Source organism: Streptomyces sp. BBFR25 (assembly GCF_044590125.1).
In the GTDB taxonomy this organism is placed as follows: Bacteria; Actinomycetota; Actinomycetes; order Streptomycetales; family Streptomycetaceae; genus Streptomyces; species Streptomyces canus_D.
Genome location: NZ_CP172447.1, coordinates 4703249 through 4717223, shown reverse-complemented (window position 1 = coordinate 4717223; position 13975 = coordinate 4703249). Strand labels below are relative to the sequence as shown.

General features: G+C 74.3%; 12 protein-coding genes. 5 read left to right on the top strand and 7 right to left on the bottom strand.

Features of this window, described 5'->3' with window-relative positions; translation table 11 throughout:
* Positions 1 to 42 precede the first annotated feature (42 nt).
* The 3 genes from ACGH52_RS21525 to ACGH52_RS21515 all read right to left on the bottom strand — a co-directional run bounded on the left by ACGH52_RS21525 (position 43) and on the right by ACGH52_RS21515 (position 2597).
* Complete coding sequence (locus tag ACGH52_RS21525) at positions 43 to 657, bottom strand: TetR family transcriptional regulator (RefSeq protein ID WP_076974891.1); 615 nt, start codon at positions 655 to 657, stop codon at positions 43 to 45.
* On the bottom strand, positions 654 to 1511 hold the full coding sequence (locus tag ACGH52_RS21520; RefSeq protein WP_076974892.1) for a sugar phosphate isomerase/epimerase: 858 nt from the start codon (positions 1509 to 1511) through the stop codon (positions 654 to 656). The genes ACGH52_RS21525 and ACGH52_RS21520 overlap by 4 nt, the downstream gene beginning before the upstream one ends.
* A 153-nt stretch (positions 1512 to 1664) precedes the next feature.
* A complete protein-coding gene (locus ACGH52_RS21515) occupies positions 1665 to 2597 on the bottom strand; it encodes a Ppx/GppA phosphatase family protein (RefSeq protein ID WP_059302147.1) in 933 nt (310 codons plus the stop codon).
* 71 nt (positions 2598 to 2668) lie between these two features.
* Here ACGH52_RS21515 and ACGH52_RS21510 point away from each other — a divergent pair, with 71 nt between their 5' ends.
* Positions 2669 to 3493 carry a hypothetical protein gene (locus ACGH52_RS21510; RefSeq protein ID WP_210978158.1) on the top strand — a complete coding sequence of 275 codons (825 nt, stop codon included), beginning with the start codon at positions 2669 to 2671 and terminating at the stop codon, positions 3491 to 3493.
* Positions 3494 to 3519: 26 nt separating this feature from the next.
* Here ACGH52_RS21510 and ACGH52_RS21505 read toward each other — a convergent pair whose 3' ends face one another.
* A complete protein-coding gene (locus tag ACGH52_RS21505) occupies positions 3520 to 5322 on the bottom strand; it encodes a hypothetical protein (protein WP_399941558.1) in 1803 nt (600 codons plus the stop codon).
* A 582-nt stretch (positions 5323 to 5904) separates the two neighbouring features.
* On the opposite strand from ACGH52_RS21505, the gene radA reads away from it, so the two are divergent.
* Positions 5905 to 7314, top strand: a complete 1410-nt coding sequence (gene radA, locus ACGH52_RS21500; RefSeq protein WP_121701960.1) for a DNA repair protein RadA — start codon at positions 5905 to 5907, stop codon at positions 7312 to 7314.
* A gap of 81 nt (positions 7315 to 7395) precedes the next feature.
* Positions 7396 to 8520 (top strand): DNA integrity scanning diadenylate cyclase DisA, encoded by a 1125-nt coding sequence (gene disA, locus ACGH52_RS21495; protein ID WP_030184212.1) that lies wholly within the window; start codon positions 7396 to 7398, stop codon positions 8518 to 8520.
* A gap of 46 nt (positions 8521 to 8566) precedes the next feature.
* Here disA and ACGH52_RS21490 read toward each other — a convergent pair whose 3' ends face one another.
* On the bottom strand, positions 8567 to 9403 hold the full coding sequence (locus tag ACGH52_RS21490) for a hypothetical protein (protein WP_399941553.1): 837 nt from the start codon (positions 9401 to 9403) through the stop codon (positions 8567 to 8569).
* A 173-nt stretch (positions 9404 to 9576) separates the two neighbouring features.
* Here ACGH52_RS21490 and ACGH52_RS21485 point away from each other — a divergent pair, with 173 nt between their 5' ends.
* Positions 9577 to 10230, top strand: a complete 654-nt coding sequence (locus ACGH52_RS21485) for a phosphatase PAP2 family protein (protein ID WP_193777596.1) — start codon at positions 9577 to 9579, stop codon at positions 10228 to 10230.
* Positions 10231 to 10248: 18 nt separating this feature from the next.
* Here the strand turns inward: ACGH52_RS21485 and ACGH52_RS21480 are convergent, their stop codons facing one another.
* Positions 10249 to 10920: a response regulator transcription factor gene (locus ACGH52_RS21480; protein WP_059302187.1), complete on the bottom strand. Its 672-nt coding sequence runs from the start codon at positions 10918 to 10920 to the stop codon at positions 10249 to 10251.
* On the bottom strand, positions 10917 to 12602 hold the full coding sequence (locus tag ACGH52_RS21475) for a sensor histidine kinase (RefSeq protein WP_399941550.1): 1686 nt from the start codon (positions 12600 to 12602) through the stop codon (positions 10917 to 10919). The genes ACGH52_RS21480 and ACGH52_RS21475 overlap by 4 nt, the downstream gene beginning before the upstream one ends.
* Before the next feature lie 417 nt (positions 12603 to 13019).
* Here ACGH52_RS21475 and ACGH52_RS21470 point away from each other — a divergent pair, with 417 nt between their 5' ends.
* Positions 13020 to 13946 (top strand): A/G-specific adenine glycosylase, encoded by a 927-nt coding sequence (locus ACGH52_RS21470; protein WP_076974899.1) that lies wholly within the window; start codon positions 13020 to 13022, stop codon positions 13944 to 13946.
* Positions 13947 to 13975: the final 29 nt, after the last annotated feature.

The window sequence follows — 13975 nt, the reverse complement described above, 5'->3', positions numbered from 1 at the left end:
ATGCGGGACGTCCGTCTCGCCGCACGTGGTGGGCGGGTGCCCTCAGGGGCCGGTGAGGTGGCCCTGGACGACCGGTGCCAGACGGGCGACGATCTGCTCCGGGTCCGCCGAGGCCAGCGGCTCCACCTTGATCACGTAGCGGAGCATCGCGCAGCCCACCAGCTGTGCCGCGGCCAGTTCGACGCGCAGTTCCGCGTCCGGCAGGCCCACCTGGGCGGCGACCCGGCTCAGCACCTGGGCGGCGATCAGGCGGCGGAAGACGGCGGCGGCGGTCTCGTTGTTCACGGCGGAGCGGACGATGGCCAGCAGGGGCGTCCGGCTGGCCGGGTTCTCCCAGAGACCGAGGATGAAGCGGGTCAGGCGCTCGCCGACCTCGTCGAGGGGGCCGTCGCCGATCGCGTCCGGTGCCCTCAGGGCCGGAGCGAAGGCGACCTCGATGGCCGCTTCGAAGACCTGCTCCTTGGTGCCGAAGTAGTGGTGGACCAGCGCCGGGTCCACGCCCGCGGCCTTGGCGATGCCGCGCACGGAGGTCTTCTCGTAGCCGCGCTCGGAGAACTCCTCGCGGGCGGTGGTGAGGATGCGGTCGCGGGTGTCACCGGACTCCGTGCGCGGCGGGCGGCCGCGGCGCCGGGTGGTCCCGTCGGCGTCGCCGTTCACCGGCGGTCCGTCCGCGTCGCCGGGCCGCCCGGCACCGAGGACGCGGTCTGCGCCAGGTGCAGGCGGGTGAAGGCGAGCGCCTCGGCGAGATCGGCCTCACGTTCGGCGCTGGACATCGCGCGCCTGGTGTTGACCTCGATGACGACGTGGCCGTCGAAGCCGGTGTGCGCGAGGTGCTCCAGCACTTCGGCGCAGGGCTGGTTGCCGCGGCCGGGGACGAGGTGCTCGTCCTTGGCGGAGCCCCTGCCGTCGGCCAGGTGGACGTGGCCGAGGCGGTCGCTCATGCGGTCGATCATGTCGAGGGCGTCGGTGCGGGAGGTCGCGGCGTGGCTGAGGTCGATCGTGAAGTGCCGGTAGTCGTCCTTCGTCACGTCCCAGTCGGGGGCGTACGCCTGCATCTCGCGGTCGCGGTAGCGCCAGGGGTACATGTTCTCCACGGCGAAGCGGACGTCCGTCTCGTCCGCCATCCGCCAGATGCCGTCGACGAAGTCCCGCGCGTACTGGCGCTGCCAGCGGAACGGGGGGTGGACCACGACGGCGGACGCGCCGAGCTTCTCGGCGGCGGCGCGGGCGCGCTGGAGCTTGACCCAGGGGTCGGTGGACCAGACGCGCTGGGTGATGAGCAGGCACGGTGCGTGCACGGCGAGTATCGGCATGCGGTGGTAGTCGCTGAGTCTGCGCAGCGCCTCGATGTCCTGGCTGACCGGGTCCGTCCAGACCATCACCTCCACGCCGTCGTAGCCGAGGCGCGCGGCGATCTCGAAGGCCGTCGCCGTCGACTCCGGGTAGACGGAAGCCGTCGACAGGGCGACCTTCGTGTCCGGGGTGCGGACGTCGTCCCTTGGTTTTGCCACGGGGGTCAGGGTACGGGGTGTGCGCTGGGGGGTGCGGGGTGCCCATTCGCCGTTGTGGTGATTGCCATAGGGCGGCTGCGCGACGGTTCGTGGCCGCTCGCGCCCACGCGGCGGAGCCGCACATCGATACAGCCCCGCGCCCCTGTCGGGGCGCTATCCCTGGCCCATGTGGTCCAGGCGACGCAGGATCACGCCCTCTCTGAGGGCCCAGGGGCAGATCTCCAGGTTCTCCACGCGGAAGAGGTCCATCGCGGCCTCGGCCACCAGGGCACCGGCCAGGAGCTGGTGCGCCCTGCCCTCGGAGACGCCGGGGAGTTCGGCGCGCTCGGTGCTGGTCATGGCGGCCAGGCGGGGCACCCAGGCCTCCAGCGAGGCGCGCTTCAGCTCGCGCTGGACGTAGAGGCCCTCGGCGGAGCGGGCGGCACCGGCGATGCGGGCCAGCTGCCGGAAGGTCTTCGAGGTGGCGACCACGTGGTCGGGGGCGCCCAGGCGGCTGAACTCGCCGACGGTCCGGGCGATCTCCGTACGGACGTGGCGGCGCAGCGCCCTGACGTCGTCCGGGTGGGGCGGGTCGTCGGGCAGCCGGGCCGCGGTCAGCCGGCCCGCGCCGAGCGGCAGCGACACGGCGGTGTCGGGCTCCTCGTCCATGCCGTAGGCGATCTCCAGGGAGCCGCCGCCGATGTCGAGGACCAGCAGCTTGCCCGCGGACCAGCCGAACCAGCGGCGGACGGCGAGGAAGGTGAGCCGGGCCTCCTCGGCGCCGGCGAGGACGGTCAGCTCGACGCCGGTCTCGGCGCGCACCCGGGCGAGGACGTCGTCGGCGTTGGTCGCCTCGCGCACGGCCGAGGTGGCGAACGGCAGGAGGTCCTCGACACCCTTGTCCTCGGCGGCCCGGAGGGCGTCATGGACGACGGCGACCAACTGGTCGACGCCGTCGGGGCCGATCGCGCCGTCCTCGTCGAGGAGCTGGGCGAGGCGCAGGTCCGCCTTGTGCGAGTGGGCGGGGAGCGGGCGGGCGCCGGGGTGCGCGTCCACCACCAGCAGGTGCACCGTGTTCGAACCCACGTCGAGGACACCGAGTCTCATGTACGGAACGCTACTGCCAGCGGCGCTCGCGGTGGTGTCGTCCTCGCGCTCGGGCGACTTACCCTGGAGCCGTGCCAAAGACGAAAAAGGCGAAGGACGAAAAGTCGGCCAAGAAGGATAAAAAGCGCGTACTGGGCGAAGGTGCGGGCGACGAGAAGGGGCTCGACTTCGCGCGCGCGTGGGTGGAGTTTCCCGATCCGGCGGACGACGAGCAGGTCTTCCGGTGCGATCTGACATGGCTGACCTCCCGCTGGAACTGCATCTTCGGCAGCGGCTGCCAGGGCATCCAGGCGGGCCGCGCGGACGACGGGTGCTGCTCGCTGGGCGCGCACTTCTCCGACGAGGACGACGAGAAGCGGGTCGCCGGGCACGTGGCGAGGCTCACGCCGGACATCTGGCAGCACCACGCCGAGGGCACGCGGAACGGCTGGACCTCCGAGGACGACGAGGGCTCCCGGCAGACCCGGCCCTTCGAGGGCTCGTGCATCTTCCAGAACCGGCCGGGGTTCTCCGGGGGTGCGGGCTGCTCGCTGCACATCCTGGCGCTGAAGGAGGGCCGGGAGCCGCTGGAGACGAAGCCGGACGTGTGCTGGCAGCTGCCGGTCCGGCGGACGTTCGAGTGGATCGAGCGGCCCGACGACACGCGTGTGCTCCAGGTGTCGATCGGTGAGTACGACCGGCGGGGGTGGGGGCCGGGCGGGCACGACCTGCACTGGTGGTGCACCTCGGCGACCTCGGCGCACGGCGCGGGGGACCCGGTGTACGTGTCCTACCGGCCGGAGCTGATCGAGTTGATGGGCAAGGCGGGGTACGACCGGCTGGTCGAGCTGTGCGAGGAGCGGCTGGCCTCGCAGCTGCCGCTGCTGGCGCCGCATCCGGCGGATCCGGCTCGCTGAGACCGCGCCCCGGGCGTCCGCGTCCTCTAGGAGCCGGACGGGCTCGGAGCGCCGCTGTCGCCGTTGCCCGGCGGGGGTGACGAGCCGCCCGTGCCGCCGGTCGGGGACGGCTCGTTCGGCGTCGGGTCCGGGTCGGGCGGTGTCGGCGACGGGTCGTCGGTGGGCGTCGGGTCCGGATCGGGATCGGGGTCGGGGTCGGGGTCGGTGGGCTGCGAGGTGGACGGGTCCGGGTCCGGGTTCTGGCCCGGGTGGGACGGGGTCGTGGTGCCGCCGGGCGTGCTGGGGCGCGGGCCCGGGCGGGGCGGGGTGGGCGCGGGCCCGTGCCCCTTGATGGCCACGACGGCTCCGGCGGGCGATACGGCCACCCGTGCGCGCCAGTGGCCGGACGGCTCGCGCAGGTGGTCGACGTACACACGGACCGTCACGGCCTCGCCGGGGCGCAGGGTGCCCGAGGACTGGCTCAGGTAGAGCCAGGAGGCGCCGACGGACACGGACCAGCGCACCGGGGCGTCGCCGGTCGCGGTCAGGGTGACCAGTGTGGTGTCGCCGTCGTGGCCGGCCGTCACCCTGAGGTGGCCGGCGCCCTTCTCGGCGGCGCCGGGGACGCCGACGACCTCCACGGAGACGTCGGCCTCGCCGTTCTTGCCGAAGCCGGTGCCCGGGGTGGTGCTCGCGTTGCCGGTGTTCTCGTACCCGTAGCCGCCCGCCGATTCGTCCTCCAGGCCGTCCGGGGTCTGCGCCTCGCTGGCGCTGGCCGAGCGGCCCTCCTCGCCCTCGACGACGGGGGTGCCGCGGTAGGCCGCCCACAGGGCGAGCACGGGGGCCGCCACGACGGTGGCGACGACGGTGGTGGTGACGGCACGGGCGCGCAGGCGGTCCCGCCGGGCCGCACGGTCCTTGGGGTCCATCGGGAAGCCGCGCCGGTCGAAGCGGGGGGCGGTGCCCCGCGCGCGCGGGGTGTGGGTCGGGGCGGCGTGCAGCGCGGTGCGGGGGGCTTCCAGGACGGGGAGTTCGGCGGGGGTGACGCTGGTGCCGGGCCAGCGGCCGGGGACCGCGCGCTCGGCGGTGCGGCGGCAGCGGGGGCAGTCGTCGACGTGCCGGACCAGCTCGCGGCGCAGGGCGCTGCTCAGGACGTAGCGGTTGTCGCCGGTGAGGCGGGCCACTCCGGGGCAGGTGCCGGTCTCCACTACGGCCAGGGCGGCGCGGGTGCGTTCCACCTCGCAGGCGGCCGAGGCGAGCAGTTCGCGGGTGGCGGTGAGGTCCGTGCCGAGGACGGCGGCGACCTCGTGCGGGGCGAGGTGGTGGCGTACGGCCAGTTCGAGGGCCTCGCGCTGCTCGGGGGTGGTGCCGGCGGCCTCCGGCCAGGCCAGGAGGGCGAGTTCGCTGCGGTGGCGCTGGTGGGTCTCGTCGTGGGTGGGGGTGGTGGCTGGGGTGGGGGTGGCGGCGGTGGGGCGGCCTGCCGCGTGGCTGCTCGGACGTTTCTGCTTGGCCTCGGCCAGCTTGCGCAGGCAGGACCAGCGGGCCAGCGCGTAGAGCCAGGCCCTGCGGTCGCCCGCGGATCCGGGGGCGCGGTGGCCTCGGCGCTCGGCGAGCGCGAGGACGTCGCCCAGGGCGGCGGTCGCGGCGTCGTGGTCGCAGAGCACGGACAGGCAGTACGTGAACAGGCCGTCCAGATACGCGTCGTACGCGTCGTATCGCGCGGGTGGACGCTGCGCAGGCGGCTTCGGCTGCGGCTGCACCAGCGCCCTCGCCGCGGCGCGGTCACGCGCTTCCCGGTGCGCCCGGTGTGCGCCGGTCGTGCGGGTCGTGGTTTCCGGACTGCTCCTCATCACTCGGCGACCGTAGGGGGCTATGGGTGGCGCGAACTGGCGCGTTGGGCACTTTTAACCCGTACGGGTGAAACGATCCCTCATAAGGGGACAGGAAGCTGTTCTTCCGTGGCCGGGGCGGGGTGTGGGTCGTCCTTTCGGGGTGCCTGCGGCGCCTGTGCGGGTTCGGTGGGGGTGCGCGTTGCGCGGTGCGTTGTCTGTGGGTCGGGGCCGCGCCGGGGGGTGTCCGTCCTCGGAACGGCGCGGAATCGGTCGGCCACAGAACTCACCGGCGCGGACGCGCCAACCGCTGCGGGCGGACACCCCCCGACACGTCCCCTGCTCGCCGTACGCGCCTGCGGCTCGCCAGCCCTCCGCGGTTCCCGTCCCGCCGTACGCGGCTGTCCCGCCGCGTGCCCGCCGCTGCGGGCAGTCGCCAGTCGCCCTCGCTGCGGGCAGTCGTGCCGCTGGGGCGGCACGGGTGGGCGCAGCGGCACCCCGCTACGCCGGGCCGCGTCCCCACCCCCTGCGCCCACACCCGCGCCGGGGGTCGGGAAATGGACCGACCAGTGCGTTGTCAGTGGGGGCGGTTACGGTTCGTGCATGGCTGCCCGTACGAAGTCCGCCAAGGAACGGCCGTCCTACCGCTGCACCGAGTGCGGCTGGCAGACGGCCAAGTGGCTCGGCCGTTGCCCCGAATGCCAGGCGTGGGGCACGGTCGAGGAGTACGGCGCGCCCGCCGTGCGTACGACCACCCCGGGGCGCGTGACCACGTCCGCGGTGCCGATCGGGCAGGTCGACGGGCGGCAGGCGACCGCCCGCTCCACCGGTGTGCCCGAGCTGGACCGGGTGCTCGGGGGCGGGCTGGTGCCCGGGGCCGTGGTGCTGGTCGCCGGGGAGCCGGGCGTCGGGAAGTCCACGCTGCTGCTGGACGTCGCGGCCAAGGCGGCGAGCGACGAGCACCGGACGCTCTATGTCACCGGTGAGGAGTCGGCCAGCCAGGTGCGGCTGCGGGCCGACCGGATCCACGCCATCGACGACCATCTGTATCTCGCCGCCGAGACGGACCTCGCGGCGGTGCTCGGACATCTGGACGCCGTCAAGCCGTCGCTGCTGATCCTGGACTCCGTGCAGACCGTGGCCTCGCCCGAGATCGACGGCGCCCCGGGCGGCATGGCGCAGGTGCGGGAGGTGGCGGGTGCGCTGATCCGCGCCTCCAAGGAGCGAGGCATGTCCACCCTGCTCGTGGGTCACGTCACGAAGGACGGGGCCATCGCGGGGCCCCGGCTGCTGGAGCACCTCGTGGACGTCGTGCTGCATTTCGAGGGCGACCGGCATGCGCGGCTGAGGCTGGTGCGGGGTGTGAAGAACCGGTACGGGACGACCGACGAGGTCGGCTGCTTCGAGCTGCACGACGAGGGGATCACGGGGCTCGCCGATCCCAGCGGGCTGTTCCTCACGCGGCGGGCCGAGCCGGTGCCCGGTACCTGTCTGACCGTCACCCTGGAGGGGCGTCGGCCGCTGGTCGCCGAGGTGCAGGCGCTGACCGTGGACTCGCAGATTCCGTCGCCCCGGCGCACGACCTCGGGGCTCGAGACCTCGCGGGTGTCGATGATGCTGGCCGTGCTGGAGCAGCGGGGGCGCATCAGTGCGCTGGGGAAGCGGGACATTTACAGTGCGACGGTGGGGGGCGTGAAGCTCTCCGAGCCGGCCGCCGACCTCGCCGTCGCGCTGGCCCTGGCCAGTGCGGCCAGTGACACTCCGCTGCCCAAGAACCTCGTCGCGATCGGCGAAGTCGGTCTCGCCGGAGAGGTGAGACGGGTCACGGGGGTGCAGCGCAGGCTCTCCGAAGCGCACCGGCTGGGCTTCACGCACGCCCTGGTACCGGCCGATCCGGGCAGGGTCCCTGACGGCATGAAGGTCCTGGAAGTCGCGGACATGGGGGACGCCCTGCGGGTGCTTCCGCGCTCGCGTCGGCGAGAGGCCCCACGGGAGCAGGAGGACCGCCGGTAGACTTTGCCCTGGTCTCGCCCGTCCGTACGACCGAGTGTGCGACACGGGAGCGCCAGAAGAACCTGCGACCGGAGGAGTGCAGTGGCAGCCAACGACCGGGCAGCAGCTCCCGGAAAGTCCGGTGGGAGTGCCGGTGCCGATGGCCTGATGCGCGCCTCACTGAGCGCCGTGGCGCCCGGCACGCCCCTGCGCGACGGCCTGGAGCGGGTCCTGCGGGGCAACACCGGCGGGCTGATCGTGCTGGGTTCCGACAAGACCGTCGAGCAGATGTGCACGGGCGGTTTCGTGCTGGACGTCGAGTTCACCGCGACCCGGCTGCGCGAGCTGTGCAAGCTCGACGGCGGCATCGTGCTGTCCTCGGACCTGTCGAAGATCCTGCGGGCGGGGGTGCAGCTGCTTCCGGATCCCACCATTCCGACGGAGGAGACCGGTACGCGGCACCGGACTGCCGACCGGGTGAGCAAGCAGGTCGGCTTTCCCGTCGTGTCGGTTTCGCAGTCGATGCGGCTGATCGCCTTGTACGTGGACGGGCAGCGCAGGGTGCTGGAGGATTCGGCCGCGATCCTGTCGCGGGCCAATCAGGCGCTGGCGACCCTGGAGCGGTACAAGCTGCGTCTCGACGAGGTCGCGGGCACGCTGTCGGCCTTGGAGATCGAGGACCTGGTGACGGTGCGGGACGTCTCGGCGGTCGCGCAGCGACTGGAGATGGTGCGCCGGATCGCCACCGAGATCGCCGAGTACGTGGTGGAGCTGGGGACGGACGGGCGGCTGCTGGCGCTGCAGCTCGACGAGTTGATCGCCGGTGTGGAGCCGGAGCGCGAGCTGGTCGTGCGGGACTACGTGCCCGAGCCGACCGCGAAGCGGTCGCGGACGGTCGACGAGGCGCTCGCCGAGCTGGACAAGCTCAGCCATGCGGAGTTGCTGGAGCTGTCGACGGTGGCACGGGCGCTGGGGTACACCGGGTCGCCCGAGACGCTGGACTCGGCCGTGTCGCCGCGCGGGTTCCGGCTGCTGGCCAAGGTGCCGCGGCTGCCGGGCGCGATCATCGACCGGCTGGTGGAGCACTTCGGCGGACTGCAGAAGCTGCTCGCCGCCAGTGTCGACGACCTCCAGACGGTGGACGGCGTCGGCGAGGCGCGGGCGCGCAGTGTCCGGGAGGGGCTGTCACGGCTGGCGGAGTCGTCGATCCTGGAGCGTTACGTCTGACGCGCACGCGGCGGGCCCGAGGGGGCGTCGGGCGGGCGTCTCCGCGTCAGTCGTTCTTCAGGACGAAGGACGTCTGAAGCTTTTCGAAGCCGGGCGCCTTGGCCTCGACCAGGTAGGTGCCCGCCTTGGCCGAACCCGCCGGCGGCGTACCGCACTCGGGGGCGCTGGGCTTGCGGTTCCACTTGGTGGTGTAGGTGATGCCGCTGCCCGCGGCGACCCGGTAGCGCAGGCTGCCCGTGCCCTTGACGCAGTCGTCGGAGGCCCAGTAGGCGTCGTCGCCGTCGGCCGGGGTGATCGTGAACACCGCGTGTTCCGGGCCGAGATCGACCTTGCAGTCGCTGCCCGAGGTGTTCCGCGCGGTCAGTTCGAAGGCGGGGGTCTGCCCGGGCGAGTAGCTGTTGCGGATGCTGCGCAGGCTCAACTTCACGGCGCCCGGCGTGCAGTTGGGCAGGGCCGACCCGGCCGGCAGTGCGTCGCCCGCGCCGACGCCGGTCAGCGCGCCGCCCCCGCCGCCTCCGGCGCTGCCCGATCCGTCGCCGTCGTCGCCCGACCCGCCGCCGGAACCGGAAGTGGAACCGTCGCCCGAGCCGTCGCCTCCGGAACTCGAGCCGGAGCCGGAGCCGTTGGAGTCACCCGACTCGTCGCGGCCGCCCGGTGCCTGGCTGATCGCGGGGCCGGAGCCCGAGGGGCCCGGAGTGATCGACGGTGCCGGGTTCTTGCCGTTGGCCCCGTCGTCCCGGCCCTTGCCGCCGCCTCCGCCGCCGGAGACCACGACCCACGTGATCAACAGCGCCAACAGGGCGAAAAGAGACAGCAGTACGGCCCTCCGTCGCCAGTAGATGGAGGAGGGAAGCGGCCCGACCGGATTGCGCAGAGATCCCACGGCGCAAACTGTACGAGAGATCGGCGCGTTCCCTTGTCCCACCCGCCGCTGAGACCCGCAACTTTTACGGATCATCATCCTGGAGACCGGTCCCGCCCCTGTCGATCGTCAGGAGAACCACGTGTCGATCGCAGGGTGTGACCGTATCGGGGTCCCGCCTACCGTCCGTGAGCATGACTTTCTCAGACGACGAGCTGTACCGCGACATCACCGGCTTCGCCCGGGACAGCCCGGGGTGGACGCACGGGGCGATGGAGGTGTGGACCGAGGCGGGGATCCTGGTCTTCGGCGCGCTGTTCGTCCTGGCGTGGTGGCGTGCGCGGCGCGGCGACACCCGAGCGTTCGCCATAGCGGTCCTTGCACCTCTGGCCACGGCTTTGGCCTATGTGTGCAGTGAGCTGCTCAAGTCCGGTTTCACGGAGGAACGTCCGTGCCGGGCGGTCCCCGGGGCGGCGGCGTCCCTGGCGGAGTGTCCGCCGACCGGCGACTGGTCCTTCCCCAGCAATCACGCGACGATCGCGGGGGCTTCGGCCGTCGCCCTGCTGCTGGTCCGGCGTGCGCTGGTCCTGCTGACGGCGCCGCTCGCCCTGCTGATGGCCTTCTCCCGGGTCTTCGTCGGCGTCCACTACCCGCACGACGTCGCCGCCGGTCTGCTGCTGGGCGCCGTCGTCGCCGTGGTGGCCGTGCGGCTGGGCACGGGCGCGGTGACGCGGCTGGCCGGGGCGATGCGGGGGTCCGAGGCTGCCGTGGCACGGTGGTTGAGCGGGCCGGGGCCGGCCGCCGTCGTGCCCGCGGCCCCGTACGCCCCCGCGCACCGGCGCCGTTGACCCGCCCACGGTCCCCGCTCAGACGTCCGTCTCGACCAGGCCCGCCTCGTACGCGACGATCGCCGCCTGTACCCGGTTGCGCACCTCCAGCCGGTCCAGGACCGCGCTGACGTACGCCTTCACGGTGCCCTCGACCAGGTGCAGCCGGGCGGCGATCTCCGGGTTGGACAGTCCCGCCCCCACCAGGCCGAGGACCTCGCGCTCCCGGGGACTCAGCCGTCCCACGCGCAGCCGGGCGCGCTCCTCGCGGGCGAGGCGTCCGCCACCGGCGCCCCGGCCGAGGTCCTCGACGACGTAGCGGGCGACCTTCGGGGAGAGGAAGGCGGCTCCCTCGGCGACGGCCCGTACCCCGGCCATCAGTTCGTAGGGGTCGCCGGACTTGAGCAGGAAGCCGGTGGCGCCGGCGGACAGGGCGCGGCTGACGTAGGCCTGCTCGGAGAAGGTGGTGAGCATGGCGACCGCGGTCCGCGGGGCGACCCGCAGGATCTCGGCCGCCGCGGCGATGCCGTCCAGGCGGGGCATGCGGATGTCCAGCAGGGCCACGTCGGGGCGGTGCGCCAGGGCCAGTTCGACCGCTTCGCGGCCGTCGCCCGCCTCGACGACGACCTCGCTCTCGCCGCCGCTCGCCAGGATGGCACGCACCCCGGCCCGCACCATGGCCTCGTCGTCGGCCAGCAGTACCCGGATCACCGTGCGGTCCCTTCGTCGTTCCCGAGTCGTCCGGCGCCGGGCACGACGTCCTTGGCGACCAGGCTCCCCCGCGCGTCGAAGCAGAGGCGGAAGTGGTCGACGGAGGCGAGGAGTTCGCCTCCGGCCCGGTAGTAGCGGCAGTCGGCGCCCTTCGGCGGCGCCGGGGCGCGGTCGGTCGGCGGGTCGTGGGCCTCCCGGTCCGGCAGCACGGCGGCGACCTCCTCGTACGGCGTGCCCGGGCGCAGGTGCGCGTAGGCGCTCGGGGTGAGCACCGAGCGGGTCTCGGTGTACGCGTACCAGGCGAACGCCGCGCCGACCAGGACGAGTCCCGCACCGGCCGCGGCGCCCAGGCCGAGGGCGATCCGACGGCGGGCGCGGGTGAACGGGGCGGCCGGTGCGAACGGGGCGGCCGGGGCGCCGGGAGCGGCCCGGGGGACGGCTCCGGGCCGCCCGGCCGGGACGTGCGCCCGGACGCGGAAGCCCGCCCCGTGCGGGCCCGCCCGGAAGTCGCCGCCGACCGAGGCCACGGCGGCGCGCAGCCCCAGCAGGCCCGTGCCGCCGCCCGCCGAGCGGGAACCCGGCCCGGTGGGCCGGTCGTTGGTGACGGTGACCGTCGTGCCGGACGGCTGCCCGGTGACCGACACGAGGACGGGGGCGCCCGGAGCGTGCCGGGCCGCGTTGGTCAGTGCCTCGCGCACGATGCGGTGCAGCAGCCGTTCGCCGAGGGAGCCGGGTTCCGGGCCGAGGGGTGCGGTGTTCCGGGGATCCCAGCGCACGGGGAGCCCCGACTCGGCGGCCCGGGCGACGAGTTCCTCGACGCTCTCGCCCGCCGGGGCGAGCGGGACGGGTTCGTCGTCCTCGCGCAGGACGCCGATGATGCGGTGCAGGTGGTCGGTGGCGTCGGCGGCCGCGGTCCGCAGGTCGGCCGCGGCGGCGCGGTGCTCGGCGGTGAGCCCGGGGGCGACCTGGAGGGCACCCGCGCGCAGGGCGAGCAGGCTCAGCTCGTGGCCCAGCGAGTCGTGCATGTCCTGGGCGATGCGGGACCGTTCGCGCAGTCTGGCCCGCTCCTCGGCGTGCCGTTGCCGCTCCTCCAGCCGGGCCGCCCTGAGCCAGCCGGCCTCGGCGAGCGCCCGGCTCTGCCGCCAGTAGCGTCCGATCAGCCAGGGGAAGACGCTGCCGAAGAGCAGGGTGCCGGTCAGGACGAAGGTTTCGGGCGCCGGGTCCGCACCGGCCAGGGCGATGCGCGCGGCGCCCGCCGCGCCGACGCCCGCGAAGGCGGCGACCGCCGGGTGCGGCCGCGGTGCGCGCAGGCCGAGCAGCAGGGCGAGGACTCCGAGGGCGGGGCCGTAGGAGACGCTGAACAGGGCGGGTGCGGTGGCCAGTCCGAGCCCGGCGGTCAGGGCGTACGAGGCGAGCGGTCGCCGTCGGGAGGCGGCGACGGCGGCGGCGAGCACCGCCAGACCGGCCAGCTGCTGCCACGGGGGGCGCGGTTCGTTCATGCCGAGGCGGTCCGCGGTGAGGGCGGGCAGCGCGAGCGCGCCCCAGAGGAGGACCCCGTTCCCCAGCCGTGCGCCGACCCGCTCCGGGGACCCGCCCCCGCGGGGCCCGGCCTCCCCCGGCGCGGGGTCGTCGAGGACGTTCCCGGTGGAGGCGCGGTCTTCGGTCGCAGGGGCGGGGCGCATGGCGTCGACGCTACAAGCGCAGGCGCCACGCGCGCCCCTGACGATCGTCAGGTGATCCGGCCCCCGCGGGGTCCGGCCTTCCCCGGCGCGGGGTCGTCGAGGACGTTCCCGGTGGAGGCGGGGTCTTCGGTCGCAGGGGCGGGGCGCATGGCGTCGACGCTACAAGCGCAGGCGCCACGCGCGCCCCTGACGATCGTCAGGTGATCCGGCCCCCGCGGGCTCCGGCCTCCCCCCGCGCGGGGTCGTCGAGGATGTCCCCGGTGAGGGCGGGATCTTCGGTCGGACAGGCGGGGCGCATGGCGTCGACGCTACAAGCGCAGGCGCCACGCGCGCCCCTGACGATCGTCAGGTGATCCGGCCGCCACCGGGTGGCGGTGTTCCCGTGCGGAGGTCCTCCCGTGGCAGGATCGGAGGGTCATGACTGCGCCCACGAAGCCCTCGCCAGGCGGATCCTCCGACCCCGCCGCGTCCGGTGTGCCGCTGCACGCCCCCGTCATCGACTGGTTCGACGAGCACGCCCGCGATCTGCCGTGGCGGCGCCCCGAGGCCGGTGCCTGGGGTGTGATGGTCAGCGAGTTCATGCTCCAGCAGACCCCGGTCAGCCGCGTCCAGCCCGTCTACGAGCAGTGGCTGGCCCGCTGGCCGCGCCCCGCCGACCTCGCCGCCGAGGCGCCCGGCGAGGCCGTGCGGGCCTGGGGGCGGCTCGGCTACCCGCGCCGCGCCCTGCGGCTGCACGGGGCGGCCGCGGCCATAACGGAACGGCACGGCGGCGACGTACCGTCCGACCACGCCCAGCTGCTGGCGCTGCCCGGCATCGGCGAGTACACGGCCGCGGCGGTCGCCTCCTTCGCCTACGGCCAGCGGCACGCCGTACTGGACACCAACGTCCGCCGGGTCTTCGCCCGCGCGGTCACCGGCGTGCAGTACCCGCCGAACGCCACCACCGCCGCCGAGCGGAAGCTGGCGCGGGCGCTGCTGCCCGAGGAGCAGGCGAGTGCCGCCCGCTGGGCCGCCGCCTCGATGGAGCTGGGCGCGCTGGTCTGCACGGCGAAGAACGAGTCGTGCCACCGCTGCCCGATCGCGGCCCAGTGCGCCTGGCGGCTGGCTGGAAAGCCCGCCCACGACGGGCCGCCGCGACGCGGCCAGACCTACGCGGGCACCGACCGGCAGGTGCGCGGGCGGCTGCTCGCGGTGCTGCGGGACGCGGCCGGGCCGGTGTCGCAGGCGACCCTCGACCAGGTGTGGCAGGAGCCGGTCCAGCGCGCCCGCGCCCTGGACGGCCTGGTGGCCGACGGTCTGGTGGAGCCGCTGGCGGACGGCTTGTACCGGCTGCCGATGAGCTGACACACGGCGGCTTCGGCGTCATCTCTGTG

Excerpts from the sequence above, each read along its gene's own strand:
- ACGH52_RS21515 (WP_059302147.1), bottom strand. The coding sequence starts at position 2,597 with ATGAGACTCGGTGTCCTCGACGTGGGTTCGAACACGGTGCACCTGCTG.
- ACGH52_RS21505 (WP_399941558.1), bottom strand. The coding sequence starts at position 5,322 with ATGAGGAGCAGTCCGGAAACCACGACCCGCACGACCGGCGCACACCGG.
- radA (WP_121701960.1), top strand. The coding sequence starts at position 5,905 with ATGGCTGCCCGTACGAAGTCCGCCAAGGAACGGCCGTCCTACCGCTGC.
- ACGH52_RS21485 (WP_193777596.1), top strand. The coding sequence starts at position 9,577 with ATGACTTTCTCAGACGACGAGCTGTACCGCGACATCACCGGCTTCGCC.
- ACGH52_RS21475 (WP_399941550.1), bottom strand. The coding sequence starts at position 12,602 with ATGCGCCCCGCCCCTGCGACCGAAGACCGCGCCTCCACCGGGAACGTC.
- ACGH52_RS21470 (WP_076974899.1), top strand. The coding sequence starts at position 13,020 with ATGACTGCGCCCACGAAGCCCTCGCCAGGCGGATCCTCCGACCCCGCC.